Source organism: Microbispora triticiradicis (assembly GCF_005864065.1).
GTDB lineage: Bacteria > Actinomycetota > Actinomycetes > Streptosporangiales > Streptosporangiaceae > Microbispora > Microbispora triticiradicis.
The window spans coordinates 987,722-1,013,024 of sequence record NZ_VANP01000001.1 but is presented as its reverse complement, the minus strand read 5'-3'; the positions used below and the strand labels follow the sequence as shown (position 1 = coordinate 1,013,024).

Here is a 25,303-nt window from a genome sequence, read left to right as displayed (position 1 = left end):
CGGCGGGAGCGTTATACGGGCGCCTCGCCGCACGATCTATCATTTGCTCACGAATCTTGCCGTTCAGGAGACAGGTTCCACATGCCTGACCACGCCACCTCGGACGACCTGCGCTTCGCCGTACTGGGACCCGTCCTGGCGTGGCGCGACGGCGTCGAACTCGACCTCGGCACGCCCCTGCAACGCTCCATTCTGGCGATGTTGCTGCTGCGGGAGGGGCACGCGGTCTCGCCGACCGAGATGATCGACGGCGTCTGGGGCGAGGATGCGCCACCGCGTGCGCTGGGCGCGCTGCGTACCTACGTCTCCCGACTGCGCACCGTCCTTGAGCCCGGCCGCTCGCCCAGGACGCCGCCGCAACTGCTGACCTCGGTGGGCCGGGGGTACGCGCTGCGGCTCGGCCCTGCCCGGTTCGACCTCGCCGTCTTCGACCGGGAGTGCGCCGCCGCCGAGTCGGACCGCCGTGCGGGCCGGGTGGAGCAGGCCGCCCGGCGGCTCCGCGGCGCCCTGGGGCTGTGGTCTGGCGAGCCGCTCGCCGGCGCGGTCGGGCCGTACGCCGAGCACCAGCGCGACCGGCTGGCCGAGCGCCGCATCGGGGCCGTCGAGGCCCTCATGGAGGTCGACCTGGAGCTCGGCCGGCACGCGGAGATCATCTCGGAACTGGTCGCGCTCGCCGCCGAGCACCCGCTGCGCGAGCGGATCCGCGTCCAGCTCATGCTGGCCTACTACCGGTGCGGCAGGCAGGCCGAGGCGTTGGCGGTGTTCACCGAGACCCGGCAGGCACTGGTGGACGAGCTCGGCATCGAGCCGGGCGCCGAGCTGAGCGAGATGCACCGGCGGATCCTCGCCGCCGATCCCTCGCTCGCCCCCACGTCCCCTCCCGTACGGCTGTCGCAGCATGACGACGCCTGGGAGGAGAACGGGGACGGGGAGACCGGCCCGGGTCACGGCCCGATGGTCGAGATGCCGCGACCGGCGCAGCTTCCGGCGGCGATCACCGACTTCACCGGGCGCACGCGCCTGGTGCACCGGCTGCTCGCGCTGCTGCGCGGCGAGGGCCTGGCCGGCGGCACGGCCGAGGGGGTGCCGATCGCGGCGATGTCGGGCATCGGCGGCGTCGGCAAGACGACCCTGGCCGTCCACGTGGCCCATCTCGCGGAGGACCTGTTCCCCGACGGCCAGCTCTACGCCGACCTGCGCGGGTACGGCGTCGAGCCCACCGCGCCGGAGACCGCTCTGGTCGCGTTCCTGCGGGCGCTCGGCATCCCGATGGATGTGATCCCCGACGGCTTGGCCGAGCGCTCGGCGTTGTTCCGATCGCTGCTCGCCGACCGCAGGATGCTGGTGCTGCTCGACAACGCCCGCGACGCCGACCAGGTGGAGCATCTGCTGCCCGGCTCGGCCGGCTGCGCCGCGATCATCACCAGCCGGGGCAAGCTGGCCGACCTGCCCGCGGCGCGGCTCGTCGACCTCGACGTGCTGGAGCCCGACGAGGCGCTGTCGCTGCTGGCCGCGGTCGCGGGGCCGGATCGGGTGGCGGCCGAGCGCGCGGCCGCGATGGACGTGGTGGCCGCCTGCGGTTTCCTGCCGCTGGCCGTGCGGATCGTCGCCGCCAGGCTCGCCTCCCGCCCGTCGTGGACGGTGGCCTCGCTCGTCCCCCGGCTCGCCGACGAACGCCGCCGCCTGGACGAGATGAAGATCGGGAACCTGGCGGTCTCGGCCACGTTCGCCCTCGGGTACGGCCAGCTCGACGCCCGGCAGGCCCGGGCGTTCCGGCTGCTGTCGCTGCCGGAGGGCTCAGACATCTCGCTCTCCGCGGCGGCGGCGCTGCTCGACCTCACCCTCTCCGAGACCGAGGACGTGCTGGAGTCGCTGGTGGACGCCAGCCTGCTGGAGGCGCCCGCGCAGGGCCGCTACCGGTTCCACGACCTGCTCAAGCTGTTCGCCCGGCGGCAGGCGGAGACGGCCGAGGAGCCCGGGGCCCGGGCGCTCGCGCTGCGCCGACTGCTGGGCTTCTCACTGGCGTCGGCGGGCGCGGCGCACCGGCTCGCGTACGAGGGCAGCGCGGTCGCCGACAACCTGGTCGACCTGGGCATGCGCGGCCACTCCTTCGGCTCCGCCGACGAGGCGGTGGCGTGGCTGTCGGCGGAGGCCGAGAACCTGTTCGCGGCGGTGGCCAGGGCGTACGGGTCGGGAGAGGACCTGCTCCCGGCGGCCGACCTGCTGCTGGCGCTGGAGCCGCTGCTGGAGTCGGGCACCAGTCAGCGCGAGTTCGAGCAGCGGGTGTCCGCGCTGCTGACGGCCGCGCGGAACGCGGGCGAGCGGCGCGCGGAGATGCGCTGCCGGTACATGCTCGGCCGGGTGCTGTTCGGCGCGAACCGGCTGGCCGAGGCGGAGTCGCACTTCCTGTCCGCCCGGGCCCTGGGCGAGGAGACCGGCGACCACGTCGTGCTCGGCGAGACGTGCAACGCGCTCGCGGTGGTCGCGGGACGGCAGCGCCGTCACACCGAGGCGCTCGACTGGTTCGACCGGGCCACGGCGATCTACCGCGAGGTCGGCAACCCCGCGGGCGAGGCGCTGGCGTCGTGCTACTCGGCCCGCGACCACCTCGGCCTCGGCCGGCCCGACGACGCCATCGCCGCGGCCGAGCGAGGTCTGGCGGTCTTCTCCGAGATCGGCAGCGGCGCCGGGACGGCCCGGGCGCGCTATCACCTCGGCAACGTGTTGTCCCACGTCGGACGGCTCAACGAGGCCGTCGTCCACCACGCCGAGTGCCTGGCCTTCTTCCGCGCGAGCAACCAGCGGGTCTGGGAGCAGCGGGTGTGCTACCGGCTCGCCGCGACCTTCATCGCCGCCGGTCGTTACGCCGAGGCCGCCCGGCACGCCGAGGAGGCCCTCACGGTCAGCCGTGAGATCACCCACCCGTACGGCGAGGCGCAGTCACTGGCCGCGCTCGGCAAGGCCCTCATGGGCGTCGGAGAGGCCGCGCGGGGCGGGGACGCCCTGGACAAGGCGCTGGAGATCTTCACCCGGCTCGGCTCGCCCGAGGCCGCCGACATCGCCGCGCTCCTGGCCGAACAGGCCCAGACCCAGGTCGACTCGTAGGTCGTCGTCCAACCGGCTCATCCGGACGTGGTTGATCACGCGCTCGCCCCTTCTGGTATCCCGGACAGATCGGCCCGGCCGGCCGCCCGCCGCCTTGGGGCGCGCAGGGGGCCCGGTCCTTACCGGTGCGCCCCGTGGCGGCTCGCCGCCTCACATGAACGACCGGCCAGGCTTCGGTGCGGGCTCCGAACCCCCCCGGAGCCCGCACATGACCAGAGTCGCCCCGGCCGTTCAACTTCCGATCAACGCGGGCTTGCAGCCGAGCTCGCGACCGACAGAAAGCCCTCGGCGACCAGCGGGCGGAGCGCCGCGGGGGCCCGGCCGAGCACGGCGTCCGGGTCCTCCCCGGTGAGTTCCGCGATCGCGGCGAGCAGCGGCCGCGTGGGCAGGTCGCCGTCGCACACCCCTGCCAGCGCCGCCTCCACGGTCCCCACGGTGGCCGTACGGCGTGCGCCCCGGGTCTGCCGGAGCACGATGCGGGAGGGGTCGTCGGCGCCGGGCGGGCCGACACGCTCCTCCACGACTCCGTCGGCCACCCGGAGGCGAGCGTCGAGCAGGTCCTCGTCGGACAGTTCGTGCGCGGCGCGGGCCGCCCGCAGGACCTCCTCGACCAGCGCGCCGGCCGGCGGCTCCACCGGCTGCGTCAGCTCCTCCACCCGCACCAGCGGGCTGAGCGAGCCGGAGTCGTGCAGGGCGATCCAGCCGAAGCCGACGCCGGTCACGTCCATCGACTCGAACCACGCGAGCCACTCGTCGTAGCGCTCCCGGTAGGCCGAGGTGCCGTGCTCGGCGGAGTCGCGCAGCCACAGTTCGACGTACTCGGCGGGGTCCTGCACGTCGCGTTGCACGGCCCAGCCGTCGCAGCCGGTCTCGGTGAGCCAGCCGCCCACCCTGTCCTGCCAGTCCTCGCCCTTGACGTGCAGCCAGTTGGCGAGGAAGCGGGCGTGCCCGCCCTGGGCGAGATGGCGGGGCGTGCGCCGGACGAGCTCGCGGCAGAAGTCGTCGCCGTGCCGCCCGGTCTCCCGGTAGGTGTACCTGGCCTCCGGCGCGATGACGAACGGCGGGTTGGACACCACGAGGTCGAACCGCTCGCCGTCCACCGGGTCGTACATCGACCCCTCGCGCGCCTCGACGCCGTGCACGCCGGACAGCTCCCAGCTCAGGCGGGCGAGCCGCAGCGCGCGGCGGTTCACGTCGGTCGCGACGACCTGGCCGGCCCGGGGAGCGAGGTGCAGCACCTGCACCCCGCAGCCGGTGCCGAGGTCGAGCGCCCGGCCGGCCGGGGCGGCCCAGCCGAGCTGGGCGAGGTTCGCCGACGCGCCGCCGGCCCCCACGACGTGATCGGGGCGCAGGGAGGGGTCCCCGGGCCGCACCTTGCGGTCGGAGACCACGTACGCCGGACCGGCCGCCCCCGCGTCCCACGGCTGGAGATGCACGGTGGCCTGGACGGTGTCGCCCAGCCGTACCAGCAGGCCGGTCTCGATGAGGTCCTGGAGGGGCAGGTCGGCGGCGGCCATGCTGACCGGCACGCCCAGCCACCACAGGCGGATCAGCGCGGCGAGGGGGTCGGCGTCCCTGGTGGCGCGCAGCGCGGGCACGATCTCCTCGCGGGCCAGGGCCGAGGCCGCCATGTCGCCCAGCCGCTCACGTACGCCGTCGATCGAGTAGCCGGTCTCCACGAATCTGTCGCGAAGCCGTCGGACCAGGTCAGAAGGGGCGTCCACAGATCGAATGTATCGCGGCGCCGCCGGACGGCACGCGGACTTCGGCGGTAAGCCGTTGATAAGTGAAACTCAAGCAGCAGGCCTTATTCATATGGGGAACCCCCCGACCGAGGACCCCGATGCTGCTGCCCTGTCTGGCGTGCGACTGCCGCCTGCGCCCCGACGAGTACTTCGACGCCTGCCACGACTACAACCGGGCCAGGGACGTCGTCATGTGGACCTGTCCCCGCTGCGGCAACCGGGACGAGATCCGCGTCTTCCCGGGAGAGCTGGGCTTCGGGTACGCCCGCGGCAGGCGGTTCGACGTACAGGACCGTGTCCCGGTGCCGGGGCTGCGGCGCCACCGCTACGAGCTGCGGCTGGAGATCTGTCTCGACGGCCGGGTGTGGCGGGTGCTCAGCAGGGAGCTGCCGTCCCCCGGCGTGGGCGCTACGGCGTCTTGAGGCTGTGCCAGGCGGCCTCGCCCAGCCCGCGGATCTCCTCCGCGGTGGGCTGGTGGGCGCCGCTGAACCACAGGCGGCACATCTCCTGCGCCGGGCCGAGCCACAGCACGTAGCACATGGTGGCGGGGACCGCCCGGAGCTCGCCGTTCTTCACGTGCGGCCGCCACCAGTCGGCGACCTGGCGGAAGAAGTCGCGCCGCGACTCGGCGACCTCCGGGCCGCCGGGCTCGTTGCGGCGGGGCGGGCGCTCGCTGATCAGCAGGCGGGCGCGTTCCGGGTGCTCGCCGCACCACGCCATGTGCAGGGCGACGATGGCCTCGATCCCGCCGCGGGCGTCCTCGTGGCGGATGAGCTCGTCGACGAAGGCATCCTGGTACGCCTCCAGGATCTCGGCGTAGAGCACCCCGTAGACGTGCTCCTTGCTGGTGAAGTGGTGATAGAAGCTGCCGACGCTGACGCCGCTCTCCTGACGGAGACTGGCGAGCGTGGTGGCGGACACGCCGCTCTGGCTGAACCTGCGCAGGGCCCCCTCGATGATCCTGGCCCTGCCGTCCCGCCCGCTTCTCACGTTGTTCACAAAGTCAATGGTGAACCAACAGAACCTTGTTCTGCAAACGCGGGGGTGGCTTCGTTCAATTGTGACAGAGCGGAAGGGGTTTGTGCATACGATGCGTGACATGCGGCGTTATCGGGTGGACAACTGCTCCATCGAGCGAACCCTCGCCGTGCTCGGCGAGAAGTGGACGCTCCTGGTGCTGCGCGAGGCGTTCAACGGCGTCCGGCGGTTCGCCGATCTCCAGGCGCGTACGGGTGCGCCGCGGCAGGTGCTCAGCGCCCGGCTGTCCCGCCTCGTGGACGAGGGGCTGCTCCGCAAGGTGCCCTACCGGGAGCCCGGCCAGCGCCAGCGCGACGAGTACCGGCTCACCCAGAAGGGGCTCGACCTCTACCCGATCATGATCTCCCTGATGCACTGGGGCGACCGCTACCTCGCCGACTCCGCGGGGCCGCCGGTCGTGGTGACCCACCGCGACTGCGGCGCGCCGGTCGCGCTGCGCCTGCTGTGCGCCGACGGCCACGAGGTCGGCGGCCCACTGGAGGCGACCCCCCGCCCCGGTCCCGGCGCCCGGCTCGGCCTGACCCGTGCCTGATATCGCGTGCCTGACATACGGACCACCCGTGGGGCTGCCTAGGCTGGTCACGTGTACCGGTTCCTCCTCTCACGCCGCTGGGTCGGCCTGCACCTGCTCGTGCTCGCGCTGATCCCCGCCTTCTTCTTCCTGGGGAAGTGGCAGTGGGGGCGGTTCGAGGAGAACTCGGCCAGAAGCACCAGGATCACCGCCAACCTCGCCGCCGCGCCCGTGCCGATCGACCGGCTCGACCGGCCCGGCGGGGCCGTACCCGAGAAGGACGGGCATCGCCTCGTCACCGCGACAGGGCGGTACGACCCCGCGCACGAACTCGTGGTGCGCCGGCGCACCCTCCACTCCCGCGTCGGGTTCTACGTGGTCACCCCGCTCGTCACCCCCGGTGGCGCCGTGCTGGTGAACCGGGGGTGGGTCCCGGCGGGCGCGACCGCGGACGCGCCGCCGCGGGTGCCCGCGCCGCCCGCCGGAGAGGTGACGGTCACCGGGCGGCTGCGCCCGGCCGAGACCCGGGAGAACAGCGGGATCAGGGTCCGGGCCGGGCTGCCGCCCGGCCAGATCCTGCTGATCGACACGCCCGCGGTCGCCGGAGGCCTGCCATACCCGGTCTACGGCGGCTTCGTCGAGCTGACCGATCAGCGGCCGCCGGCCGGCGCCTCCCCCGAACTCCTGCCGCCGCCGGACGTGGGCGCCGGCGGCGGGCTCAACCTGGCGTACGCCGTGCAGTGGTGGTTGTTCATCGGCATCGCGGTGGGCGGCTGGGTCCTGCTCGTCCGCCGGGAGGCCCGCGATCTGCGGGAGGCCGGAGACGCCGTCCCCGAGGACGCGCCACGCGTCGTGATCACACCCAGTGACCGGGACACCGCAAGGTGAGCGAACGGATACCAACCGGAGACCTTGCAGCTTGTACCGTGTTATCCCTTGGCTTTACCGTTTACTCTCGTGACGACGCCGCTGCATCCCGACCCAGAGCCGAGGCGGCGGGACTACGTGATCATTTCGGTCGACGATCATCTGATCGAGCCGGCCGACCTCTTCGAGGGCCGTCTCCCGGAGAAGTACAAGGACCTCGCGCCCAAGGTCGTGGAGACCGAAGCGGGCCACCAGGTGTGGCGGTACGGCGGCGCCACCTATCCCTGCGCCGGGGTCGACGTGGGCGCGGGCCTGCCCAAGGAGCAGTGGACCCTCGACCCCGTACGCTTCGACGACATGCGGCCGGGCTGCCACGACATCGAGGCCCGCATCGGCGACATGGACCGTGCCGGGATCTGGGCGGCCCTCTGCTTCCCCGGGATGCTGGCGAGCCAGGCGGGCGTGGCCTTCGGCCGCACCCGTGACCGGGACCTCGGGCTCGCACTGGTGCGGGCGTGGAACGACTGGCACGTCGACGTGTGGGCGGGCAGCTACCCCGAGCGCATGATCGCGCTCCAGCTGCCCTGGCTGCCTGACCCCGAGGTCGCGGCCAAGGAGATCAGGGAGAACGCCGCCCGCGGCTTCAAGGCCGTCGTGTTCCCCGAGTTCCCCACCCGGCTGCGGCTGCCGTCCATCCACAGCCGCCACTGGGACCCGTTCTTCGCCGCGTGCGAGGAGACCGGGACGGTCGTCTGCCTGCACACCGGGGCGTCCTCCTGGGCGCCGGTGCCGTCGCCCGACACCCCGGTGGAGGCGATCACCACGCTGATCCCGGCCAGCGCGATGTTCGCCTGCGCCGACTGGCTCTGGTCCGGGGTCGCGCTGCGCTACCCCAAACTGCGCATCCTCATCGTGGAGGGCGGCGTGGGCTGGCTGCCCATGCTGGCCGAGCGGGCCGACTACGCGCTCGACCACCCGGTCGCGGGCGAGCCGGCGTGGGAGGGCGGCCTGAAGCCCAGCGAGGTGCTCAGGCGCAACTTCTTCTTCGGCACCCTCGACGACAGCGCGCTCAGTTCGGTGCGGCTGGCCGTCGGCATGGAGCACGTCCTGCTGGAGACCGGCTATCCGCGCGCCGAGTCGACCTGGCCGGACACCCAGCGCACGGTGGCCCGCAACCTCGGCAGCCTGCCCCCGGCCGACATCGCCCGGGTCTCGTACGGCAACGCCGCCCGGCTGTTCGGCCACCCCCTGCCGTCACGGGCCTGGCTGCGGATGGAACAGCTCTAACGCCGCGTCCGCCCTGTGCGCGTGTGCGCCTGCGGGTGCGCGGGCCGGGCGCCGTTCTCCCACTCGACGAACTGGCCGCTCTCGCCGAGCAGCGCGGTCGCCAGCCACAGCAGGACGCCGAAGTCGTCGACGATCCCGATGCCCAGGAGGAAGTCGGGGACCACGTCGATGGGGGACACGATGTACGCCACGGCCATGCCGAGCATGGCCAGCTTGCCCTTCGTCAGGCCGTGATACTCGCCCTTGACGGCGGCGCGGATCATCCGGGGCACGGCCTTGAGGCGCGAGCCCACGCCGGGCGAGCCCGGCCGGGACACCTCGCGGTAGGCGCGCCAGGTAGCCGCCGCACGTCCTGCCTTCACCATGAGGACACCTCCCGGGGGACAACACTGCCCGCCCTGTCCTCCCGTTAACGTACGGCCGCGCCCGCCCGGTTCCTGTCACGCCCGCAGCTCGTGCACCACCTCGATGACCTCCCTGGCCACACCCTTGATGCCGGGCAGGTGCGACAGGGCGACCAGCCGGTCGACGAGCGGGACGACCCGGTCGATCAGACGGTGGGTGCGCGCGCAGCCGGGCGAGGCGTCGTGCACCCAGAACAGCACGACGCCCATCCACAGCATCCACAGCAGCTCGGGCAGCTCCTCACGCAGCTCGTCGTCCATCCGCCCGGCCGACCCGTCGACGACCTCCCGGTAGAGCGCGATGGCCGACTCCCGTGCGGGCGCCGACTCGGCGCTGAACGGGCTGAGCGGATTGCTGGGCTCGGCGGCGTGCTTGAAGAACTTCACCGCGAACTCGTGGTACGGCTCGGAGATCCGCACCCACTCCCGCAGCACGCCGCCGAGCCGTCCCGCGAAGGACCTCTCTGCGGCGAACACCTCGCGGCAGGCCGCCTCGTGCGACGCCTGCGCCCGGTCGTAGTACGCCTGGACCAGCTGTTCCTTGGACGTGAAGTAGTAGTAGGCGTTGCCCACCGACACGCCCGCCTCCGCGGCGATGGCACGCATCGTGGTCGCCTCGTACCCCCGCTCCCGGAACAGCCGGAGGGCCGTCTCGACGATGAGCTCCCGTGTCTTCTCGGCCACGATCGTCACTGTACGGCGCGGCCGGGCAGGGAGCGGGGGTCAGGAGAACTCAGCAGAACTCAGGCGAACTCGGTGGCGACGAGCGCGGCGATCTCGGCGGTGTTCAGCGCGGCGCCCTTGCGGAGGTTGTCGCCGCACACGAACAGGTCGAGCGTGTTGGGGAAGTCGAGCGCCTGCCGGATCCGGCCGACGTAGGTCGGGTCGGTGCCCACGACGTCCGCCGGCGTGGGGAACACGCCGTTGGCCGGGTCGTCGAGCACCACGACGGTCGGCGCCGCGTCCAGGATCTCCCGGGCGCCCTCGACGGTCACCTCCCGCTCGAACGTCGCGTGGACGGCGAGCGAGTGGGTGGTCACCACGGGGACGCGCACACAGGTCGCGGAGACCCGCAGGTCCGGGATGCCGAGGATCTTGCGGGACTCGTTGCGGACCTTCAGCTCCTCCGACGTCCAGCCGCCGCCCCGGATCGAGCCCGCCAGCGGCACCACGTTGAGCGCCAGCGGAGCGGGGAACGGCGAGTCGGCCAGGTCGGGCACGGTCTTGCGCACGTCACCGGCGGCCGTGCCCATCGTCCGGTCGCCCGCGACGGCCTCGATCTCGGCGTACAACCGCTCGGGGCCGGCCACCCCGGCGCCGGAGACGGCCTGGTAGGAGGCGACGACCAGCTCACGCAGGCGGTACTCGCGGTGCAGCGCGCCCATCGCGGCCATCATCGACAGCGTCGTGCAGTTGGGGTTGGAGATGATCCCCTTGGGCCGGTTGCGGGCCTGCTCGGGGTTGCACTCGGGCACCACGAGCGGCACGTCCGGGTCCATCCGGAAGGCGCCGGAGTTGTCCACGGCCACCGCGCCGCGCTCGGCGGCGATCGGCGCCCACTCGGCGGACACCTCGTCCGGCACGTCGAACATCGCGATGTCGACGCCGTCGAAGGCCTCCGGCGACAACGCCTGGACCACGACGTCCTCGCCGCGCACGCTCAGCACCTTGCCCGCCGAACGCGGGGAGGCGATGAGCCGGATCTCGCCGTACGCGTCGGACAGGTCGCGGCGGTTGGTCAGGATGTCGAGCATGACCGTGCCGACGGCGCCGGTCGCGCCGACGACGGCCAAAACGGGCTTGCGGCTCATCGTCCGGTACCTCCATACACAACGGCCTCGACCTGGTCGGAGTCGAGGTCGAACGCGCGGTGGGCGGCGGCGACCGCGGTGTCCACCTCGTTCTGCCCCACGACGACGGAGATTCGGATCTCCGAGGTCGAGATCATCTCGATGTTCACTCCGGCGTCGGCCAGCGCGCCGAAGAACGTGGCGGTGACGCCGGGGTGCGAGCGCATGCCCGCGCCGACGAGCGACACCTTGCCGATCTGGTCGTCGTACAGCAGCGACTCGAACGCGACCTGACTCTGGATCTTCTTCAGCGCGGTGAGGGCCGTCTGGCTGTCGTTCACCGGCAGCGTGAAGGAGATGTCCGTACGCCCGGTCGCGGCGGCCGACACGTTCTGCACGATCATGTCGATGTTGATCTCCGCGTCCGCCAGCGTGCGGAAGATGGCGGCGGCCTCGCCGACCTTGTCGGGCACCCCGACCACAGTGATCTTGGCCTCGCTCCGGTCGTGCGCGACCCCGGAGATGATGGGCTGCTCCACTTCGGTCCCTTCGCTGTAGGGGTCGGAGACGACCCAGGTGCCTTCCCTCGTGCTGAACGAGCTTCTGACGTGGATGGGCAGGCCGAACCTGCGGGCGTACTCCACGCAGCGCAGGTGCAGGATCTTCGCCCCGCACGCCGCCATCTCCATGGCCTCGTCGTAGGAGATCCGCGGGATCTGCCGTGCCGAGCGGACGATGCGGGGATCGGCGGTGTAGATGCCGTCCACGTCGGTGTAGATCTCGCAGACGTCCGCGCCGAGCGCCGCCGCGAGAGCGACGGCCGTGGTGTCGGAGCCGCCCCGGCCCAGCGTCGTGATGTCCTTGCTGTCCTGGGAGACGCCCTGGAACCCGGCCACGATCGCGATCTGACCGGCGTCGACCGCCTCCCTGATTCGGCTCGGCGTGACGTCGATGATGCGCGCCTTGCCGTGCGTCGAGTCGGTGATCACGCCCGCCTGCGAACCGGTGAAGCTGCGCGCCTCGTGGCCGAGGTTGGCGATCGCCATCGCGAGCAGGGCCATCGAGATCCGCTCACCCGAGGTGAGCAGCATGTCGAGCTCGCGGCCGGGCGGTAGCGGCGACACCTGCCGGGCCAGGTCGAGCAGTTCGTCCGTGGTGTCGCCCATCGCGGAGACCACCACCACGACGTCGTTGCCCGCTTTTTTCGTCGCCACGATCCGCTGGGCGACCCGCTTGATGCAGGACGCGTCGGCTACGGAGGAACCACCGTACTTTTGCACAACGAGCGCCACTGGAATCTCCAACGAATCAGGACGTGGAGCTCACAGTGTACTTGTGCGTCCCAAACGCCCACCGTACGCGACCAGTATGTGGACGGTCAGACCACGATCAGACGGCGATCAGACGGTGGTGCCCTCTTCGACCACGTCGAGGCGGGCGTGCGCGACGAGCGACTGCAGGGCCCGCAGCGCCGCGCCGGCGTGGTTGCCCCAGGTGTTGAAGTAGGAGAACTGCCACCACCACAGCGCCTCAAGGGGACGGCCCGCGCCGTAGTGCCGCAGCCCGTGGATCAGGTCGGCCGCCACCGCCGCGAGGTCGTCGGACAGCCGGTACGGCGTGACCGCGTCGTCCTTGTAGGGGTCGAAGACCTCGGCGTAGTCGTCCACCGGCCCGAGCCGAGCGGCCAGCGCCGTGCGGAGGGGGTCGATGTCGGGGTCCTCGCTCAGCACGGGCTCGACGTTCCCCTGCAGGATCACGTCCTGCGCGGCCCCCAGCTGGGTGCCCGCGAGGCTGACCTGGGCCACCTCCACCAGAAGCAGCGGCAGCGTCGCGTCGCCGCCCTCGCCGCCGGCCAGGCGGGTCAGGCCGTCGATGTAGTTCTGCGCGTGTCCGGCGACGCGTGCGGCCAGGTCGTTCCACTCGTCAGACATCCAGCAGCCTCCGTCCTTCGAAAGCGCGGCCCAAGGTGACCTCGTCGGCGTACTCGAGATCACCGCCCACAGGCAGGCCGCTGGCAAGTCGGGTCACCTTCAGCCCCAGAGGCTTGACGAGCCGGGCCAGATAGGTGGCCGTCGCCTCACCTTCGAGGTTCGGGTCGGTAGCGAGGATCAGCTCGGTGATCTGGCCGTCGGCCAGCCGGACCATCAACTCGCGAATCTTCAGGTCGTCCGGCCCGACACCGTCGATCGGGCTGATCGCTCCTCCGAGCACGTGGTAGCGGCCGCGGAACTCGCGGGTCCTCTCGATCGCCACCACGTCCTTCGGTTCCTCGACCACGCAGATCACCTGCGGGTCACGCCGCTGGTCGCGGCAGATGCGGCATTCCTCTTCCGCTGCGACGTTGCCGCAAACCCGGCAGAAGCGCACCTTCTCCTTGACCTCCAGCAGCGCGTGCGCCAGCCGCTTGACGTCGGCCGGGTCGGCGGCGAGGAGGTGGAACGCGATCCGCTGCGCGCTCTTGGGACCGACGCCGGGCAGCAGCCCGAGCTCGTCGATCAGATTCTGGACGACCCCTTCGTACATGCTCTAGAACCCCGGCAGCTGACCGCCGCCGAAACCGCCTCCCAGACCCTGCGCGAGCGGGCCCAGCTTCTCCTGCTGCAGCTCGGCCGCGGCGCGTACGGCGTCCCGCACGGCGGCGAGGACCAGGTCCGCGATCGTCTGCGCGGTCTCCTCCGGGTCGCTCGTGTCGATGGCGACCGGGCTGATCTCGAGTTCCAGCAGCTCGCCGCTGCCGTTCACGGTGGCGCGGACGAGCCCGCCGCCGGCGGTCCCGTCGACCTCGGCGTCGCTGAGCTCCTGCTGCGCGGTGACGAGCTGCTGCTGCATCAGCTGAGCCTGCTCCAGCAACTGCTGGAGATTGACATCTCCTGGATTCACGATGGTGCGCTCCTCAGCGTCCAGCGACGTGTTCGTCGCGACGAGCCTACGGCGTCCGTCCCCGTTTCCGCACCGGAGCCGGTACGCGTGTTCCACCCGGGGCCGTCGGCGGACGGACACCGGTTACCCCACCAGTCTCCGTCCATGCGGCGTCCGTCTCCCGCGCGGGTGAGGCGTTCAGGAGTGGTCGATCTCCTCGATGATCCGGCCGCCGAGCTCGCGCTGGATCAGGGCCATGCCGGTCAGCTCGCTCACGTCCGCGCCCGCGTCGCCACGGCCCGGCACCGTCTCCGGCCAGGCCTGGCGTGATCCCGCCGGCGCGGCGGGCCGCCCGGCCGGCCGCGCGGTGGCGAAGGCGGACGACGCTCCCGACGGCGGGCCGGGCGACGGGCTGTCGAAGTCGTCCGACGGCGCGTCCGGCCAGGTCTCGTCGGTCGTCCCGCTGGGACCCGCTCCACCGCTTCCCGTCCCGTTGCTCACGGCGGGCGGGGCGGCCGGTGCGGCGGACGCCGGCGGTGACGGCGCGGACGCCGCGGGGACGCCGGCTGAAGTGGGCACCGTGGCCGGTGACGACCCTGTCGGCGCGACCGGCGCGGGCGGCGCCGCGGGCGCGGGCGGGCCGGACGGGCCGCGCGCGGCGGAGCCGGACGGGCCCGGGCCCGAGCCGCCGACGACCACCTCGACGCGCCAGACACCGCCGAGCACCTCGCCGAGGGCGGCGGCCACCAGCTCGTCGCGCTTGCCCTTGAGGAAGCCCTGCACGTCGCCCGGCTTCTCGAAGCCGATGGTCACCACGTTGCCCTCGACGCCGAGCAGCCTGCCCTGGGCGTTGAGGATGATCCAGGCCACCTTCTGCCGGCTCCTGATCGCCTCCAGCACCCGCGGCCAGGCCTGGTGCACCGGCCCGCCGCTCTGAACCACTCCCTGGCCGACGCCCGTCGCGGGCGCCTGGGCCTGCGCGGGCGGCGGAGCGGCCCCGGACCCGGGCCGTACGGGGGTGGGCCAGTCGTCGGCGTCCCCGGTCCTCGCCGGGGCGGCCGCCGGGGGCCGCGCGGCCGGGGCCGGCGCGCTCTCCGCGGGGGGCGCCGCAGGTGGGGCGGCCGGTGGGGCGACGGGTGGAGCCGCCGGCGGTGCCGTAGGAGGCGCGGCCGGTGGCGGGGCGGCGGCGACGGGGTGTGTCCCGGCCACGACGCCGCGCTCCAGCCGTTCGAGCCGGGTCAGCAACGCTGCCTCACCCTGGTCGGCCCCCGGGAGCAGCACGCGGGCGCACACGAGTTCCAGCAGCAGGCGGGGAGAGGTCGCGCCGCGCATCTCGGTCAGCCCGGCGTTGAAGACCTCCGCGGCCCGGGTCAGCTCGGCGGGGCCCATCGACGCCGCCTGCGCCTGGAGGCGCTCCAGCTCGTCGGCCGGACGGTCGAGCAGGCCACTGCCCGCGGCCTCGGGGACGTTCGAGAGGATCACCAGGTCGCGGAAGCGTTCGAGCAGGTCGGTGGCGAAGCGGCGGGGGTCGTGGCCGCCCTCGATCACCCGGTGCACCGCGTGGAACACGGCCGCGCCGTCCCTCTTGGCGAACGCGTCGACCACCTCGTCCAGCAGGTCGCCGTCGGTGTAGCCGAGCAGGGACACGGCCCGCGGGTAGGTGATGCCGGCCTCGTCCGCGCCCGCGAGAAGCTGGTCGAGGATCGACAGCGTGTCGCGGGCCGACCCGGCGCCCGCCCGGACGACCAGCGGTAACGCGGCCGGCTCGTACGGCACCGACTCGGATTCGAGGATCTCCTCCATGAGCCGGCGCAGCGTCGCGGGCGGCATCAGCCGGAACGGGTAGTGATGGGTGCGGGACTTGATCGTCCCGATGACCTTCTCCGGCTCGGTGGTGGCGAAGACGAACTTGAGGTGCGGCGGCGGCTCCTCCACCAGCTTCAGCAGCGCGTTGAAGCCCTCACGGGTGACCATGTGGGCCTCGTCGATGATGTAGATCTTGTATCTCGCCGAGACGGGGGCGAAGAAGGCCCGCTCGCGCAGGTCACGCGCGTCGTCCACGCCGCCGTGGGACGCCGCGTCGATCTCGATCACGTCGAGGTGGCCGGGCCCGGTGGGCGCCAGCGCCACGCAGGACTCGCACTCCCCGCAGGGGTCCGGCGTCGGGCCCTTCTCGCAGTTCAGGGAGCGGGCGAGGATGCGGGCGCTGGAGGTCTTGCCGCAGCCGCGCGGGCCGCTGAAGAGATAGGCGTGGTGGATCCGGCCGCTGCGCAACGCCTGGCGCAGCGGGTCGGTGACGTGTTCCTGCCCCTTGACCTCGGCGAACGTCCCGGGCCTGTACTTGCGGTACAGCGCAAGACTCATGCCGCCTCCTCGGGGGGTCGACCCGGCCGGCGTACCCGCTAACTGAGAGACCCCTCGCACACCCGCCAGAGCCCGCTTATCCTTGCTGCCTTCCGGCCCTGGGGAGGTTCACAGGATGACGCCGCGCGAGGGGTCCGCTGGACAGTCTAGCCACTAGGCGGGGGTGCGCGGGACGCTTGACCACACCTCGCCATCACCGTCGAAACCACACCCGAAGTGAGCTAAGCTGTCCGACGGAGGATTCGCCTAGTTGGCCTAGGGCGCACGCTTGGAAAGCGTGTTGGGGGCAACCCCTCAGGAGTTCGAATCTCCTATCCTCCGCGCTTGGTTGAGCAGCAAGAACGCGAAAGGCCCGGTCCATCCAGCCGGGCCTTTCGCGCGTCCGGGCCCTGCGTGTCTGGGTCCCGCACGTCCGGCGGAACACCATCGCTCCGACCAACCTCGAAGGGTGGCGGCTGAGGACGGCGTGACTCCTGCGGGGCCGGGCCGCCTTCGGGCCGCCCGGCCCCGCTTCGCGATCTGCCACTCCCACGGAACTGCCATGGCGTGGACGACCTCCGCCGGCGGGTGGTTGGTTGACGGGATGGACCTCATCGACTTCTCCGGCTCTCCCCGTCCGGGAGACCTCGGCGTCCGCTGGATCCACGGGTCCGAGTCGGCCAAGCACAACACCGATCCGGACATCCAGGTCCACCGGTACGACGAGCACACCGTCATCCTGCGGCAGAACAAGGCGATCAACTACGAGGCGCCGTTCATGTTCCTGCTGTTCGGGAACGACCGGGCCCTCCTGCTCGACACCGGCGCGACCGCGTCGCCCGCGTACTTCCCGCTACGCCGGACGGTGGACGCCCTCGTACGGGACTGGCTGGGCGAGCACCCGCGCGAGCGCTACGGGCTTCTCGTCGCCCACACCCACGGCCACGGCGACCACATCGCCGGGGACGGCCAGTTCGCCGGCCGCCCGGACACGGTGGTCGTGGACCCCGCGCCGGAGCGCGTGCGCGAGTTCTTCGGGCTCGGCGACGACCTGGACGTGCCCGCTCCCCTCGATCTCGGCGGCCGCGTCCTGGACGTGCTGGCGAGCCCCGGGCACCACAGGGCGGCGGTGACCTTCTACGACCGGTCCACGGGCCTGCTACTGACGGGCGACACGGTCTACCGCGGACGGCTGTACGTCGAGGACTGGCCGGAGTTCGGGCGGACCATCGACCGCCTGGTGAGGTTCGCCGCGGACCGGCCCGTCACCCATGTGCTCGGCTGCCACATCGAGATGACCGGCGTGCCGGGCGAGGACTACCCGATCCGCACCACCTATCAGCCGGACGAACCGCCGCTGCAGATGACGGCTGGGCACCTGCGGGAGATCCGCCACGCGGTGACCGAGATCGGGGGCCGGCCCGGCGTCCACGTCTATCCCGATTTCATCGTCCACGTCCGCTAAGCCGCGAAAATTTCAGCCCCGGTGTGACGTCTCGGCAGGCCGCCGCCGGAGGGCGGGCGCGGCGGTTGACACGGCCTGGCCCCTCGGGAGATTCCGGATTCGCGGACACCGCAGCCCGCAACGGCCGGCCGACGAGTCAGGAAAACACATGGTGATCTCCCGTACGACGGCGGCCCTCGCCGCGGTGCTCGCCCTCGCCCTGCCCGCACCCGCGGCCGCGGCCGCCGCTCCACCGGCGGACAGGCAAGTGGGCACTCCGGTGCGAACCGAGCCCCTGGCGCAGGAGCTGCGGCTCGCCGGAGCGGGGACCTCGCTGCTGCTCTGGTACCGCTCCACCGGCCACGACGGACGTCCTGCCGTGGTCAGCGGGACGCTGGCGGTGCCGTCCGGACGTCCTCCGGCGGGCGGCTGGCCGGTGGTGAGCTTCGGGCACGGCTTCGGCGGCATCGCCGACGCCTGCGCCCCCTCCCGCACCGGCCCGAGCCCCTGGGAGCGCGCGGTGCAGGAGACGCTGCTCGCCGCTGGGTACGCCGTGGCCGTCACCGACTACGAGGGGCTCGGCACCCCCGGGGACAGCCCGGGCATCGACGGGAGATCCGAGGCGTACAACGTGATCGACATCGTCCGCGCCGCCCGGCGCGTGGCTCCCGTCGGGCGTGACTGGGCGTCGGTCGGCTACTCGATGGGCGGGCACGCGGCCCTGTTCGCCGCCGCCCTCACCTCCTCGTACGCGCCTTCGCTGCGGCACAGGGGCACGATCGCGATGGCCCCGATCACCCAGTGGGGGCTGCAGACGAAGGACCCCGCGTTCTCCGACCCCGCGCGTCCCGTCAACCACACGGTCCCCTACAACGGCCGGACGATGCCGCTGACGACGCCCGGCTTCCGCGCGGCGGACTGGTTCACCCCGAAGGGGATGGAGCTGGTCGACCTGGCCGGGCGGGCCTGCATCGGCGACATGATCGCGGCGGTCGCCGGGCTCACCAACGGCGACGTGCTCAAGGACCCGGCCGCAGCCAACGCGGTGTTCGCCCGGTCGCTGGCCGACGACGAGATCCCCGTGTCGCGCTATCCGCGGCCGGTGTACGTCGTCCACGGCACCGACGACGTCATCCCGATCGCGCTCAGCCGTCTCACGGCCGGACAGCTCCGCGCGGCGGGCACCGACGTCACGTTCGTACCGGTGGAGGGCGCCGACCACATCACGCTGCTGCCGGCGATCGCCACGCGGGTGCGGGAGTGGACCGACCGGCTCTTCCGCCGCCGGTAGGAGCCGCCTAGACCCACCCGGGCAGCAGCATGCGGCTCAGCCAGGCGTCGTACGGCACGGGGACCGCGGTGAGGACCGGGGACAGCCACCAGAAGTCGGCCAGGGCCAGCAGGGCGAACGCGCCCACCAGCGCCGCGCCCGTGGAGCGCCGCACGGCCGAGGCGCCCGGCGGCCCGAGGACGAGCCCGCAGGCGAGCACGATCGCGAGGATCAGGAACGGCAGCGCGGGCAGCAGGTAGAACAGGAACGTCGTGCGCCGGTCGGCCAGCGCGAAGTAGCACCACGGCAGCCAGCCCGCGGCGTAGCCGAGCACCGCGGCCCCCGCCCGCCAGTCGCGCGTCGTCAGATGCCACACGACCATCGCGAGCAGCGCGAGCAGTCCGGCGTACCAGACGACCGGGGTGCCGGTCCCGAGGATCGCCTGGCTGCAGGAGCGCGCCCCGCAGGCGCCGGTGGACGAGCGGTAGTAGAAGAGGACCGGGCGTGCCAGCAGCGGCCAGCCCCAGGGGTCCGACTGGTAGTCGTGGTGAGCGCGCAGTCCCTGGTGGAAGCCCAGCACCTGGCTCTGGTAGTCGATCAGGGACCGCAGCGAGTCGACGACGAAGTAGGCCCAGCCGTTCGCGCTCGCGCGGTCCCAGTTGCGGCCGTAGCCGCCGGCCGAGGCCAGCCACCCGGCGAACGAGGCGACGTACGCGACGGCGGGGACGGCGCAGAGCCACGCGAGGACGAGCGGCAGGTCGAGGCGGACCGCCTGCCGTCCGGGGCGGCGCAGGCCGACCGCCCGCCTGGCGCCGCGGTCCCAGGCGAACGCCATGACCGCGAAGGCCACGACGAAGAGCACGCCGGTCCACTTCGTGGCCGTCGCCGCCCCGAGGCACAGCCCGGCGGCCAGCCGCCAGAGCCGGGGGCCGAGCCGGGGGCCGGGTTCCTCCAGGGCGGAGGTGCGGTGCCACTCCGCCAGGCGGGCGCGGGCGGCGTCTCGGTCGGCGACCAGGCAGGCGAAGCCCGCGAGCACCCAGAACATGAGGAAGACGTCGAGCAGCGCGGACCGCGACAGCACGAGGTGCAGGCCGTCCAGCGCCAGCAGCAGGCCCGCGAGGCAGCCGAGCAGCGTCGAACGGGTCATCCGGCGGGCGACCCGCGCCAGGACCAGCACGCTCAGGGTCCCGGCGAGCGCGGCGGCGAAGCGCCATCCGAAGGGCGTCAGGCCGAACAGCCACTCCCCCGCGCCGATGAGCCACTTGCCCAGCGGGGGATGCGCGACGTAGGCGGCGCAGTCCTCCGGCCGGGCGCAGGCGCGGAAGACGTCCCGGCCGCCGCGCAGGATCGTCTGCTCCGCGCCGTCGGCGAACTGCCGCTCGACCCCGTACGTGATCAGCGAGTAGGCGTCCTTGGCGTAGTACAGCTCGTCGAAGACGAAGGCGTGCGGGACGTCGAGACGATCGAACCGGAGGAACCCCCCGAACGCGGCCACGGCCAGCGGGCCGAGCCAGCCGAGCCCGCCCGGCATCGGCGGCACCAGCCGGTGTGCGGCGCTCCGAGGCACGCGCGCATCCTAACCCGCCCGGTTAAGGCATGATCACTCACATGCGGGGCAGTAGGCCCGGCGAGCAACGCAGTGACGGCAATGAGTGACGGCAACGCCATCGGGAGCGTCGCAGATGGATTTCGATGATCGAGCGCAACTCGACACCTCGCAGGTCGAGGACGTCGGCGGAGGTGGCGGATTCCGGGGCGGCGGCCTGGCCGTCGGCGGCGGCGCCGCCGGCATCATCGCCCTCATCGTGGCCCTGATCTTCGGCATCAACCCCGGGAACATCACGGGCGGCGGAGACGAGCCAACCGGGGTGCAGCCGAGCAGTGACCTGAGCGCCCAGTGCAAGAGCGGCGCCGACGCCGACCAGTCGGAGAAGTGCCGCGTCGTGGGCGTGGTCAACAGCATCCAGAAGTACTGGGGCGACCAGGTCCAGGGCTACACCAACGCGAAGACCACGCTGTTCTCGGGCGGGGTGCAGACCGGGTGCGGCGCGGCCGACTCGTCCGTCGGCCCCTTCTACTGCCCGAACGACAAGCACGTCTATCTGGACCTGTCGTTCTTCGACGAACTGCAGTCGCGGTTCGGGGCCAAGGGCGGCCCGTTCGCGCAGGCGTACGTGATCGCCCACGAGTACGGCCACCACGTGCAGGACCTGCTCGGCACGATGAACAAGGTCGGCCAGGAGCAGGGCGCGGAGAGCGGCTCCGTACGGCTCGAACTGCAGGCGGACTGCTACGCGGGCGTGTGGGCGAAGAACGCGGTGAGCACGGGCTTCTACGCCTCGGAGTTCACCGACACCGACATCAAGGAGGCGATCGACGCCGCCGCGGCGGTCGGCGACGACCACATCCAGGAGCAGGCGCAGGGCCGGGTCAACCCGGACGCGTTCACCCACGGCACGTCGGCCCAGCGGACCAAGTGGTTCAAGAACGGCTACGGGTCGGGCGACCCCGCACGCTGCGACACCTTCTCCGGAAGCATCTGAGGCCGATGTGAGGGCCGCCGGACAGCCTGCGGCGGCTCCGGACACCGGCCGTTTGCCACGTCTCCTAAACTACATAGCGTGATCTTTAAGTTGGTCGGCGACGGACGGCCCTACCCGGAACACGGACTGTCCTCCCGAGAGTGGGCCCAGATCCCGCCCCGGCAGGTCCGGCTCGACACGCTGATCACCACGAAGGCGGTGCTGGACCTGCACTCGTTGCTCAGCAAGGACTCGACCTTCTACGGCGACCTGTTCCCGCACGTGGTGCAGTGGCAGGGCGAGCTGTACCTGGAGGACGGCCTGCACCGCGCGCTGCGCTCCGCGCTGCACCAGCGCTCCGTGCTGCACGCCCGCGTGCTGGAGCTGCAGGACTGACGCCGGACCGGCATACGAGAAGAGCCGCCGACCTGGACGACCAGGTCGGCGGCTCTTTTCCGTGTCCTAGGACAGTGGCGGTGGAGGTGGGATTTGAACCCACGGTAGGTTGCCCTACACACGCTTTCGAGGCGTGCGCCCTCGGCCACTAGGCGACTCCACCGCGCAGCAGCTTACCGGACGAACACCACTGCCCGCGCACCCGTTTCCGGCGCGCACCCCGCGATCAGGCGCGGCGGCCGGAGAAGAACCCGCTCAGCACCGCCGCGCACTCGTCGGCCAGCACGCCCATGACGACCTCGGGCCGGTGGTTGAGCCTCCGGTCCCGCAGGACGTCCCACAGGGAGCCGGCGGCGCCCGCCTTCTCGTCCACCGCGCCGTACACGACCCGGTCGACCCGGGCGAGGACGGCGGCGCCGGCGCACATCGTGCAGGGCTCCAGCGTGACGACCAGGGTGCAGCCGGTCAGCCGCCAGTCGCCCCGGGCGGCCGCGGCGGCCCGGAGGGCGAGCACCTCGGCGTGCGCGGTCGGGTCGCCGCTCGCCTCGCGGTCGTTGCCCGCCGCCGCGAGCACGCGACCGAGTTCCGGATCACCGGCCTCCGAACGACCGGCCGCCGCGGGGCCGAGCAGCACGGCGCCGACCGGCACCTCCCCGCGCTCACCCGCACGTACGGCCTCCGCCAGCGCCAGCCGCATGGCGGCCTCGTACGGCCCCGGCGGCGAGCCGGTCACCGCAGGCGTTCGAGCTCGTCGGCGAACCCGAGCCGTTCGGCGATGAGGGAGAGGATGTCGGCGGGCAGCACACCCTCCTCCATGCTGAGCTCCAGCAGTTCCTCCGCGCTCAGCGAGAAGTCGGCGAGCAGTTCGAGGTCGCCCACCGGGCGGATACCGAGATCGGGGGTGTCCTTGTCCACCACCACACCGGCGAGCTCGGCGAAGATCTCCCCGAGCGGGTCGTGCTGCGCCGCGTGCGCGTCCGAGATGAACACGCGCGGATCGAGATCGTCCTCATAGCGGATGATCGCGAACCACTCGTCCTCGACCTCAACGCAGAGCAGGGCCAGCTCGTCGCCGTTGAGCCCGAGCGCCTCCTGCAGGGCGTCGCCCAGGTCGTCGGCGATCTCGGCCTCGCCGAGGTCGACCTCGGCGCCGGCCCAGCGGCCGTCGATGCGGGCGAAACCGGCGGAGAAGAGGTTGGATCTGGAGGGCATTGCCGTCTCCCCAGGTCAGCCGATGGCGGCGTCGACGGCGCGTTCGAAGGGCTGGGAGAAGCCCAGCCGCGCGGCGATGCTCGACAGCACCTCGTCGGGCAGCAGGTCGAGGTCGCCGGACAGGGCGCCCAGCTCCATCTCGTCGAGCCCGAGGTCGGCGAAGATGGACAGGTCGCCGGCCGGAAGGACGCTGTCGAGCTCCTCCTCCTCGGGCACCGGCACCTCGAGGTACTCGAGGGCCTGCTGCGCCAGCGGCCACTCCCAGGCGGCCGTGACATCCGAGAGGAAGACGTCGACCTGCTCGCCGAAGACCCGCAACGCCACGAAGAAGTCATCCCCTACGGCGACCATGCCAATCGTGGTCCCCATGCTCGGCGTCTGCCGCAGCGCGTGGATGAGCCCGTCCAGGTCGGAGGTGAGGGCCACCGGAAGCATCTCGGCCTCCCAGCGGTCCTCTTCCCGATACACAACGATGGCGAAGTCAAGAGTGTCCACGTCTGTCATCGTCTTCCCCACCGCACGGTCCTCACGCACGGAATCGTCGCAGAATCGGGCTCCCGCCGTACGGTGCTCACGCCAAATCGTGATCAAAGAGTCAGGCGGCGCCGAGGCACGAGGTCGGAGACGGTAACTTTTGTTCCCATGCAGACCCTCGTCGTCGACCACCCGCTCGTCGCCCACAAGCTCACGACGCTGCGCGATGTGCGGACCGACTCGCCGACGTTCCGCCGCCTGGCCGACGAACTGGTCACGCTCCTCGCCTACGAGGCGACCCGCGACGTGCGGGTGACCGACGTCACCGTCGCCACGCCGCTCGCCCCCGCCCATGGCGTACGGCTCGCCCGTCCCGTGCCGCTCGTCGTGCCCATCCTGCGGGCCGGGCTGGGGATGCTCGACGGGATGACCCGGCTGCTGCCGACCGCCGAGGTCGGCTTCCTCGGAATGATCCGCGACGAGTCCACGCTCAAGGCCCAGACGTACGCCACCCGGCTGCCCGAGGACCTCTCCGGGCGTCAGTGCTACGTGCTGGACCCGATGCTGGCGACCGGCGGCACGCTCGCCGCGGCGATCGAGTTCCTGTTCGCCCGCGGCGCGCGGGACGTCACCGCGATCTGCCTGCTCGCCGCCCCCGAGGGCATCGCGTACCTGGACGAGGCGTTCCAGGGCGGCGACCGGCCCATCAGGGTGGTGACCGCCGCGCTCGACGAGCGGCTCAACGAGAACGGCTACATCGTGCCCGGCCTCGGCGACGCCGGCGACCGCCTATACGGCGTGGTCTGATTTCCCTCTCCTTCCGCACGCTCCGCGGCCCTTCTCTCCCTGGTTACGCTCCGCTCCCGCTAGGGTACGCAGTGTGATGACGACGTCACCTCGCGCTCACGCGAGCGGGGCGCCACAGGGAGAGCGATTGAGCCAGCATCCGGGCGGCGAGCACTACGAGCAGCTCGAAGCCCTGCTCAGGGACGAGTTCGCGGGAGTGCATCCCCCCGCGACGGTGACCCGGTGCGTGCAGGCCGCCCACCACGGCGCCGTCGAGGTCATCGGCCACGCGCCCGCCGGGCTCGTGGAGCGGATCGCCCGTAAACACCTGCGGGTGCTCGCGACCGCCGCCGAGGGGCGGGGCTGACACCGTCACGATCACTGATCCCGTTCGCGGTTCGCCGCTTTACCAAACGGGGTGACTGGGTAATGTATTGGTCATGGGAGTGGTGACGGCGGTGCAGGGGAAGAAGATCCTCAAGTGGACGGTCATTGTCGTGGTGGCCTTCTACTTGCTCACGAGGCCGACTGACGCGGCCCACACGGTCCACGGAGCCCTCAACGGAATGATCAACGCGGCCGACTCGATGGCGCAGTTCTTCGCCTCCCTGACATGAGACTTGTGACCCACGGGGACTCCGCCCCGTCGTCGGTCAACCGTTACCTCCTCCCCCACGAACAACAGGTCATCATGGTGCGGCGGCACCCTGCCGTGCTCCTGCGCCCGGTCGCCGAGATCTTCGGAGGGCTCATCCTCGCCGGAGTTCTCAGCAAGTTCCTGAGCGACGGCGGCGCCGCGCAGGCCCTGGCCATCGTCTGGTGGGCCTGGCTGCTGCTGCTCGTCCGCTTCGTATGGAAGGTGGCGGAGTGGTCGGTCGACTACTTCGTCGTCACCTCCCAGCGCATGCTTCTCACCACCGGCCTCATCACGCGCAAGGTCGCGATGATGCCCCTGGGCAAGGTCACCGACATGAGCTTCCAGCGCTCGCTCCTCGGCCGCATGCTCGGCTACGGCGAGTTCGTACTGGAGTCGGCCGGCCAGGATCAGGCCTTCCGCACCGTTCCCCACATCCCGTATCCGGAGACCCTGTATCTAGAGGTCTGTCAGATGATCTTCCCCGGCAAGGACGGGGACGACGACTGACGGCCTCCGGCCGTCCGTTATCTCGACACCGTGATCGAACCTTCACCGTCGTGATTCTTGACGGAGGGTTACACGAATCGGTCGCTTCGTGCCATTATGGCGACAC

At 71.9% G+C, this 25,303-nt stretch carries 27 protein-coding genes, 2 tRNA genes and 1 other RNA gene; 14 read left to right on the top strand and 16 right to left on the bottom strand.

What is annotated here, in order from left to right; genetic code table 11:
- The first annotated feature begins 81 nt into the window (after positions 1 to 81).
- Positions 82 to 3,105, top strand: a complete 3,024-nt coding sequence (locus FED44_RS04770) for an AfsR/SARP family transcriptional regulator (protein WP_138459840.1) — start codon at positions 82 to 84, stop codon at positions 3,103 to 3,105.
- Between the two features lie 242 nt (positions 3,106 to 3,347).
- Here FED44_RS04770 and FED44_RS04765 read toward each other — a convergent pair whose 3' ends face one another.
- Complete coding sequence (locus tag FED44_RS04765) at positions 3,348 to 4,838, bottom strand: DUF7059 domain-containing protein (protein WP_396697357.1); 1,491 nt, start codon at positions 4,836 to 4,838, stop codon at positions 3,348 to 3,350.
- Positions 4,839 to 4,948: 110 nt separating this feature from the next.
- Here FED44_RS04765 and FED44_RS04760 point away from each other — a divergent pair, with 110 nt between their 5' ends.
- A complete protein-coding gene (locus FED44_RS04760) occupies positions 4,949 to 5,272 on the top strand; it encodes a hypothetical protein (RefSeq protein WP_111697614.1) in 324 nt (107 codons plus the stop codon).
- Here FED44_RS04760 and FED44_RS04755 read toward each other — a convergent pair.
- Positions 5,259 to 5,849: a TetR/AcrR family transcriptional regulator gene (locus FED44_RS04755; protein WP_111697613.1), complete on the bottom strand. Its 591-nt coding sequence runs from the start codon at positions 5,847 to 5,849 to the stop codon at positions 5,259 to 5,261. The two genes, FED44_RS04760 and FED44_RS04755, sit on opposite strands and share 14 nt — an antisense overlap.
- A 100-nt stretch (positions 5,850 to 5,949) precedes the next feature.
- Here FED44_RS04755 and FED44_RS04750 point away from each other — a divergent pair, with 100 nt between their 5' ends.
- The 3 genes from FED44_RS04750 (at position 5,950) to FED44_RS04740 (ending at position 8,553) form a co-directional block, all read left to right on the top strand.
- On the top strand, positions 5,950 to 6,420 hold the full coding sequence (locus tag FED44_RS04750; RefSeq protein ID WP_208758818.1) for a winged helix-turn-helix transcriptional regulator: 471 nt from the start codon (positions 5,950 to 5,952) through the stop codon (positions 6,418 to 6,420).
- Between the two features lie 51 nt (positions 6,421 to 6,471).
- A complete protein-coding gene (locus FED44_RS04745) occupies positions 6,472 to 7,287 on the top strand; it encodes an SURF1 family cytochrome oxidase biogenesis protein (protein ID WP_111697611.1) in 816 nt (271 codons plus the stop codon).
- A gap of 69 nt (positions 7,288 to 7,356) precedes the next feature.
- Positions 7,357 to 8,553: an amidohydrolase family protein gene (locus FED44_RS04740; protein ID WP_111697610.1), complete on the top strand. Its 1,197-nt coding sequence runs from the start codon at positions 7,357 to 7,359 to the stop codon at positions 8,551 to 8,553.
- On the opposite strand, the gene FED44_RS04735 is transcribed toward FED44_RS04740, so the two are convergent.
- The 9 genes from FED44_RS04735 to ffs all read right to left on the bottom strand — a co-directional run bounded on the left by FED44_RS04735 (position 8,550) and on the right by ffs (position 16,108).
- Entirely contained in the window at positions 8,550 to 8,918 is a 369-nt protein-coding gene (locus tag FED44_RS04735) for a YkvA family protein (RefSeq protein ID WP_138459839.1), read from the bottom strand. The genes FED44_RS04740 and FED44_RS04735 overlap by 4 nt on opposite strands.
- A 75-nt stretch (positions 8,919 to 8,993) precedes the next feature.
- Positions 8,994 to 9,641 carry a TetR/AcrR family transcriptional regulator gene (locus FED44_RS04730; RefSeq protein WP_244301701.1) on the bottom strand — a complete coding sequence of 216 codons (648 nt, stop codon included), beginning with the start codon at positions 9,639 to 9,641 and terminating at the stop codon, positions 8,994 to 8,996.
- A gap of 59 nt (positions 9,642 to 9,700) precedes the next feature.
- On the bottom strand, positions 9,701 to 10,768 hold the full coding sequence (locus FED44_RS04725) for an aspartate-semialdehyde dehydrogenase (protein WP_111697607.1): 1,068 nt from the start codon (positions 10,766 to 10,768) through the stop codon (positions 9,701 to 9,703).
- Entirely contained in the window at positions 10,765 to 12,039 is a 1,275-nt protein-coding gene (locus FED44_RS04720) for an aspartate kinase (RefSeq protein ID WP_111697606.1), read from the bottom strand. Before FED44_RS04720 ends, FED44_RS04725 begins: the two co-directional genes overlap by 4 nt.
- A gap of 108 nt (positions 12,040 to 12,147) precedes the next feature.
- The gene (locus FED44_RS04715) at positions 12,148 to 12,678 is read right to left on the bottom strand and encodes a DUF5063 domain-containing protein (protein ID WP_111697605.1); all 531 of its coding nucleotides are present in this window, start codon (positions 12,676 to 12,678) and stop codon (positions 12,148 to 12,150) included.
- The gene (gene recR, locus FED44_RS04710; protein WP_111697604.1) at positions 12,671 to 13,270 is read right to left on the bottom strand and encodes a recombination mediator RecR; all 600 of its coding nucleotides are present in this window, start codon (positions 13,268 to 13,270) and stop codon (positions 12,671 to 12,673) included. The genes FED44_RS04715 and recR overlap by 8 nt, the downstream gene beginning before the upstream one ends.
- Positions 13,271 to 13,273: 3 nt before the next feature.
- Entirely contained in the window at positions 13,274 to 13,627 is a 354-nt protein-coding gene (locus tag FED44_RS04705; protein WP_111697668.1) for a YbaB/EbfC family nucleoid-associated protein, read from the bottom strand.
- A gap of 177 nt (positions 13,628 to 13,804) precedes the next feature.
- Positions 13,805 to 15,970: a DNA polymerase III subunit gamma and tau gene (locus tag FED44_RS04700; protein ID WP_138459837.1), complete on the bottom strand. Its 2,166-nt coding sequence runs from the start codon at positions 15,968 to 15,970 to the stop codon at positions 13,805 to 13,807.
- Positions 15,971 to 16,012: 42 nt separating this feature from the next.
- An RNA gene (gene ffs, locus FED44_RS04695) (signal recognition particle sRNA small type) lies at positions 16,013 to 16,108 on the bottom strand.
- 97 nt (positions 16,109 to 16,205) lie between these two features.
- On the opposite strand from ffs, the gene FED44_RS04690 reads away from it, so the two are divergent.
- From FED44_RS04690 to FED44_RS04680, 3 genes are all read left to right on the top strand, one after another.
- Positions 16,206 to 16,291: transfer RNA gene (locus FED44_RS04690), tRNA-Ser, on the top strand.
- Between the two features lie 220 nt (positions 16,292 to 16,511).
- A complete protein-coding gene (locus FED44_RS04685) occupies positions 16,512 to 17,414 on the top strand; it encodes an MBL fold metallo-hydrolase (protein ID WP_208758817.1) in 903 nt (300 codons plus the stop codon).
- Positions 17,415 to 17,562: 148 nt separating this feature from the next.
- Positions 17,563 to 18,684: a lipase family protein gene (locus FED44_RS04680; protein WP_117408385.1), complete on the top strand. Its 1,122-nt coding sequence runs from the start codon at positions 17,563 to 17,565 to the stop codon at positions 18,682 to 18,684.
- Between the two features lie 7 nt (positions 18,685 to 18,691).
- Here FED44_RS04680 and FED44_RS04675 read toward each other — a convergent pair whose 3' ends face one another.
- Complete coding sequence (locus FED44_RS04675; RefSeq protein WP_316246844.1) at positions 18,692 to 20,230, bottom strand: dolichyl-phosphate-mannose--protein mannosyltransferase; 1,539 nt, start codon at positions 20,228 to 20,230, stop codon at positions 18,692 to 18,694.
- Positions 20,231 to 20,345: 115 nt separating this feature from the next.
- Here FED44_RS04675 and ypfJ point away from each other — a divergent pair, with 115 nt between their 5' ends.
- Positions 20,346 to 21,206, top strand: a complete 861-nt coding sequence (gene ypfJ, locus FED44_RS04670; protein WP_117408386.1) for a KPN_02809 family neutral zinc metallopeptidase — start codon at positions 20,346 to 20,348, stop codon at positions 21,204 to 21,206.
- A gap of 78 nt (positions 21,207 to 21,284) precedes the next feature.
- Positions 21,285 to 21,581, top strand: a complete 297-nt coding sequence (locus tag FED44_RS04665; protein WP_117408387.1) for a type II toxin-antitoxin system VapB family antitoxin — start codon at positions 21,285 to 21,287, stop codon at positions 21,579 to 21,581.
- Between the two features lie 75 nt (positions 21,582 to 21,656).
- Here the strand turns inward: FED44_RS04665 and FED44_RS04660 are convergent.
- The 4 genes from FED44_RS04660 to FED44_RS04645 all read right to left on the bottom strand — a co-directional run bounded on the left by FED44_RS04660 (position 21,657) and on the right by FED44_RS04645 (position 23,297).
- Positions 21,657 to 21,744: transfer RNA gene (locus FED44_RS04660), tRNA-Ser, on the bottom strand.
- A 63-nt stretch (positions 21,745 to 21,807) separates the two neighbouring features.
- Positions 21,808 to 22,278 (bottom strand): nucleoside deaminase, encoded by a 471-nt coding sequence (locus FED44_RS04655; RefSeq protein WP_117408419.1) that lies wholly within the window; start codon positions 22,276 to 22,278, stop codon positions 21,808 to 21,810.
- Positions 22,279 to 22,310: 32 nt separating this feature from the next.
- A complete protein-coding gene (locus FED44_RS04650) occupies positions 22,311 to 22,793 on the bottom strand; it encodes a tRNA adenosine deaminase-associated protein (RefSeq protein ID WP_117408388.1) in 483 nt (160 codons plus the stop codon).
- 15 nt (positions 22,794 to 22,808) lie between these two features.
- The gene (locus FED44_RS04645; protein ID WP_117408420.1) at positions 22,809 to 23,297 is read right to left on the bottom strand and encodes a tRNA adenosine deaminase-associated protein; all 489 of its coding nucleotides are present in this window, start codon (positions 23,295 to 23,297) and stop codon (positions 22,809 to 22,811) included.
- Between the two features lie 138 nt (positions 23,298 to 23,435).
- Between FED44_RS04645 and upp the strand changes: the two genes are divergently transcribed.
- The 4 genes from upp to FED44_RS04630 all read left to right on the top strand — a co-directional run bounded on the left by upp (position 23,436) and on the right by FED44_RS04630 (position 25,197).
- Positions 23,436 to 24,074, top strand: coding sequence for a uracil phosphoribosyltransferase (upp, locus tag FED44_RS04640; RefSeq protein WP_138459836.1), 639 nt, complete (start codon positions 23,436 to 23,438; stop codon positions 24,072 to 24,074).
- A 127-nt stretch (positions 24,075 to 24,201) separates the two neighbouring features.
- A complete protein-coding gene (locus tag FED44_RS04635; RefSeq protein ID WP_117408390.1) occupies positions 24,202 to 24,420 on the top strand; it encodes a hypothetical protein in 219 nt (72 codons plus the stop codon).
- A 73-nt stretch (positions 24,421 to 24,493) separates the two neighbouring features.
- A complete protein-coding gene (locus FED44_RS35655; protein WP_165900791.1) occupies positions 24,494 to 24,670 on the top strand; it encodes a hypothetical protein in 177 nt (58 codons plus the stop codon).
- Positions 24,667 to 25,197, top strand: coding sequence for a PH domain-containing protein (locus tag FED44_RS04630; protein WP_117408391.1), 531 nt, complete (start codon positions 24,667 to 24,669; stop codon positions 25,195 to 25,197). The genes FED44_RS35655 and FED44_RS04630 overlap by 4 nt, the downstream gene beginning before the upstream one ends.
- Positions 25,198 to 25,303 lie beyond the last annotated feature (106 nt).

Coding starts and splice junctions, on each gene's coding strand:
- FED44_RS04750 (WP_208758818.1), top strand. CDS start 5,950: ATGCGGCGTTATCGGGTGGACAACTGCTCCATCGAGCGAACCCTCGCC.
- FED44_RS04650 (WP_117408388.1), bottom strand. CDS start 22,793: ATGCCCTCCAGATCCAACCTCTTCTCCGCCGGTTTCGCCCGCATCGAC.
- FED44_RS04645 (WP_117408420.1), bottom strand. CDS start 23,297: ATGACAGACGTGGACACTCTTGACTTCGCCATCGTTGTGTATCGGGAA.
- FED44_RS04735 (WP_138459839.1), bottom strand. CDS start 8,918: ATGGTGAAGGCAGGACGTGCGGCGGCTACCTGGCGCGCCTACCGCGAG.
- recR (WP_111697604.1), bottom strand. CDS start 13,270: ATGTACGAAGGGGTCGTCCAGAATCTGATCGACGAGCTCGGGCTGCTG.
- FED44_RS04680 (WP_117408385.1), top strand. CDS start 17,563: ATGGTGATCTCCCGTACGACGGCGGCCCTCGCCGCGGTGCTCGCCCTC.
- FED44_RS04655 (WP_117408419.1), bottom strand. CDS start 22,278: ATGCGGCTGGCGCTGGCGGAGGCCGTACGTGCGGGTGAGCGCGGGGAG.
- FED44_RS04770 (WP_138459840.1), top strand. CDS start 82: ATGCCTGACCACGCCACCTCGGACGACCTGCGCTTCGCCGTACTGGGA.
- FED44_RS04715 (WP_111697605.1), bottom strand. CDS start 12,678: ATGTCTGACGAGTGGAACGACCTGGCCGCACGCGTCGCCGGACACGCG.
- FED44_RS04700 (WP_138459837.1), bottom strand. CDS start 15,970: ATGAGTCTTGCGCTGTACCGCAAGTACAGGCCCGGGACGTTCGCCGAG.
- FED44_RS04685 (WP_208758817.1), top strand. CDS start 16,512: ATGGCGTGGACGACCTCCGCCGGCGGGTGGTTGGTTGACGGGATGGAC.
- FED44_RS04725 (WP_111697607.1), bottom strand. CDS start 10,768: ATGAGCCGCAAGCCCGTTTTGGCCGTCGTCGGCGCGACCGGCGCCGTC.
- FED44_RS04760 (WP_111697614.1), top strand. CDS start 4,949: ATGCTGCTGCCCTGTCTGGCGTGCGACTGCCGCCTGCGCCCCGACGAG.
- upp (WP_138459836.1), top strand. CDS start 23,436: ATGCAGACCCTCGTCGTCGACCACCCGCTCGTCGCCCACAAGCTCACG.
- FED44_RS35655 (WP_165900791.1), top strand. CDS start 24,494: ATGGGAGTGGTGACGGCGGTGCAGGGGAAGAAGATCCTCAAGTGGACG.
- ypfJ (WP_117408386.1), top strand. CDS start 20,346: ATGGATTTCGATGATCGAGCGCAACTCGACACCTCGCAGGTCGAGGAC.
- FED44_RS04630 (WP_117408391.1), top strand. CDS start 24,667: ATGAGACTTGTGACCCACGGGGACTCCGCCCCGTCGTCGGTCAACCGT.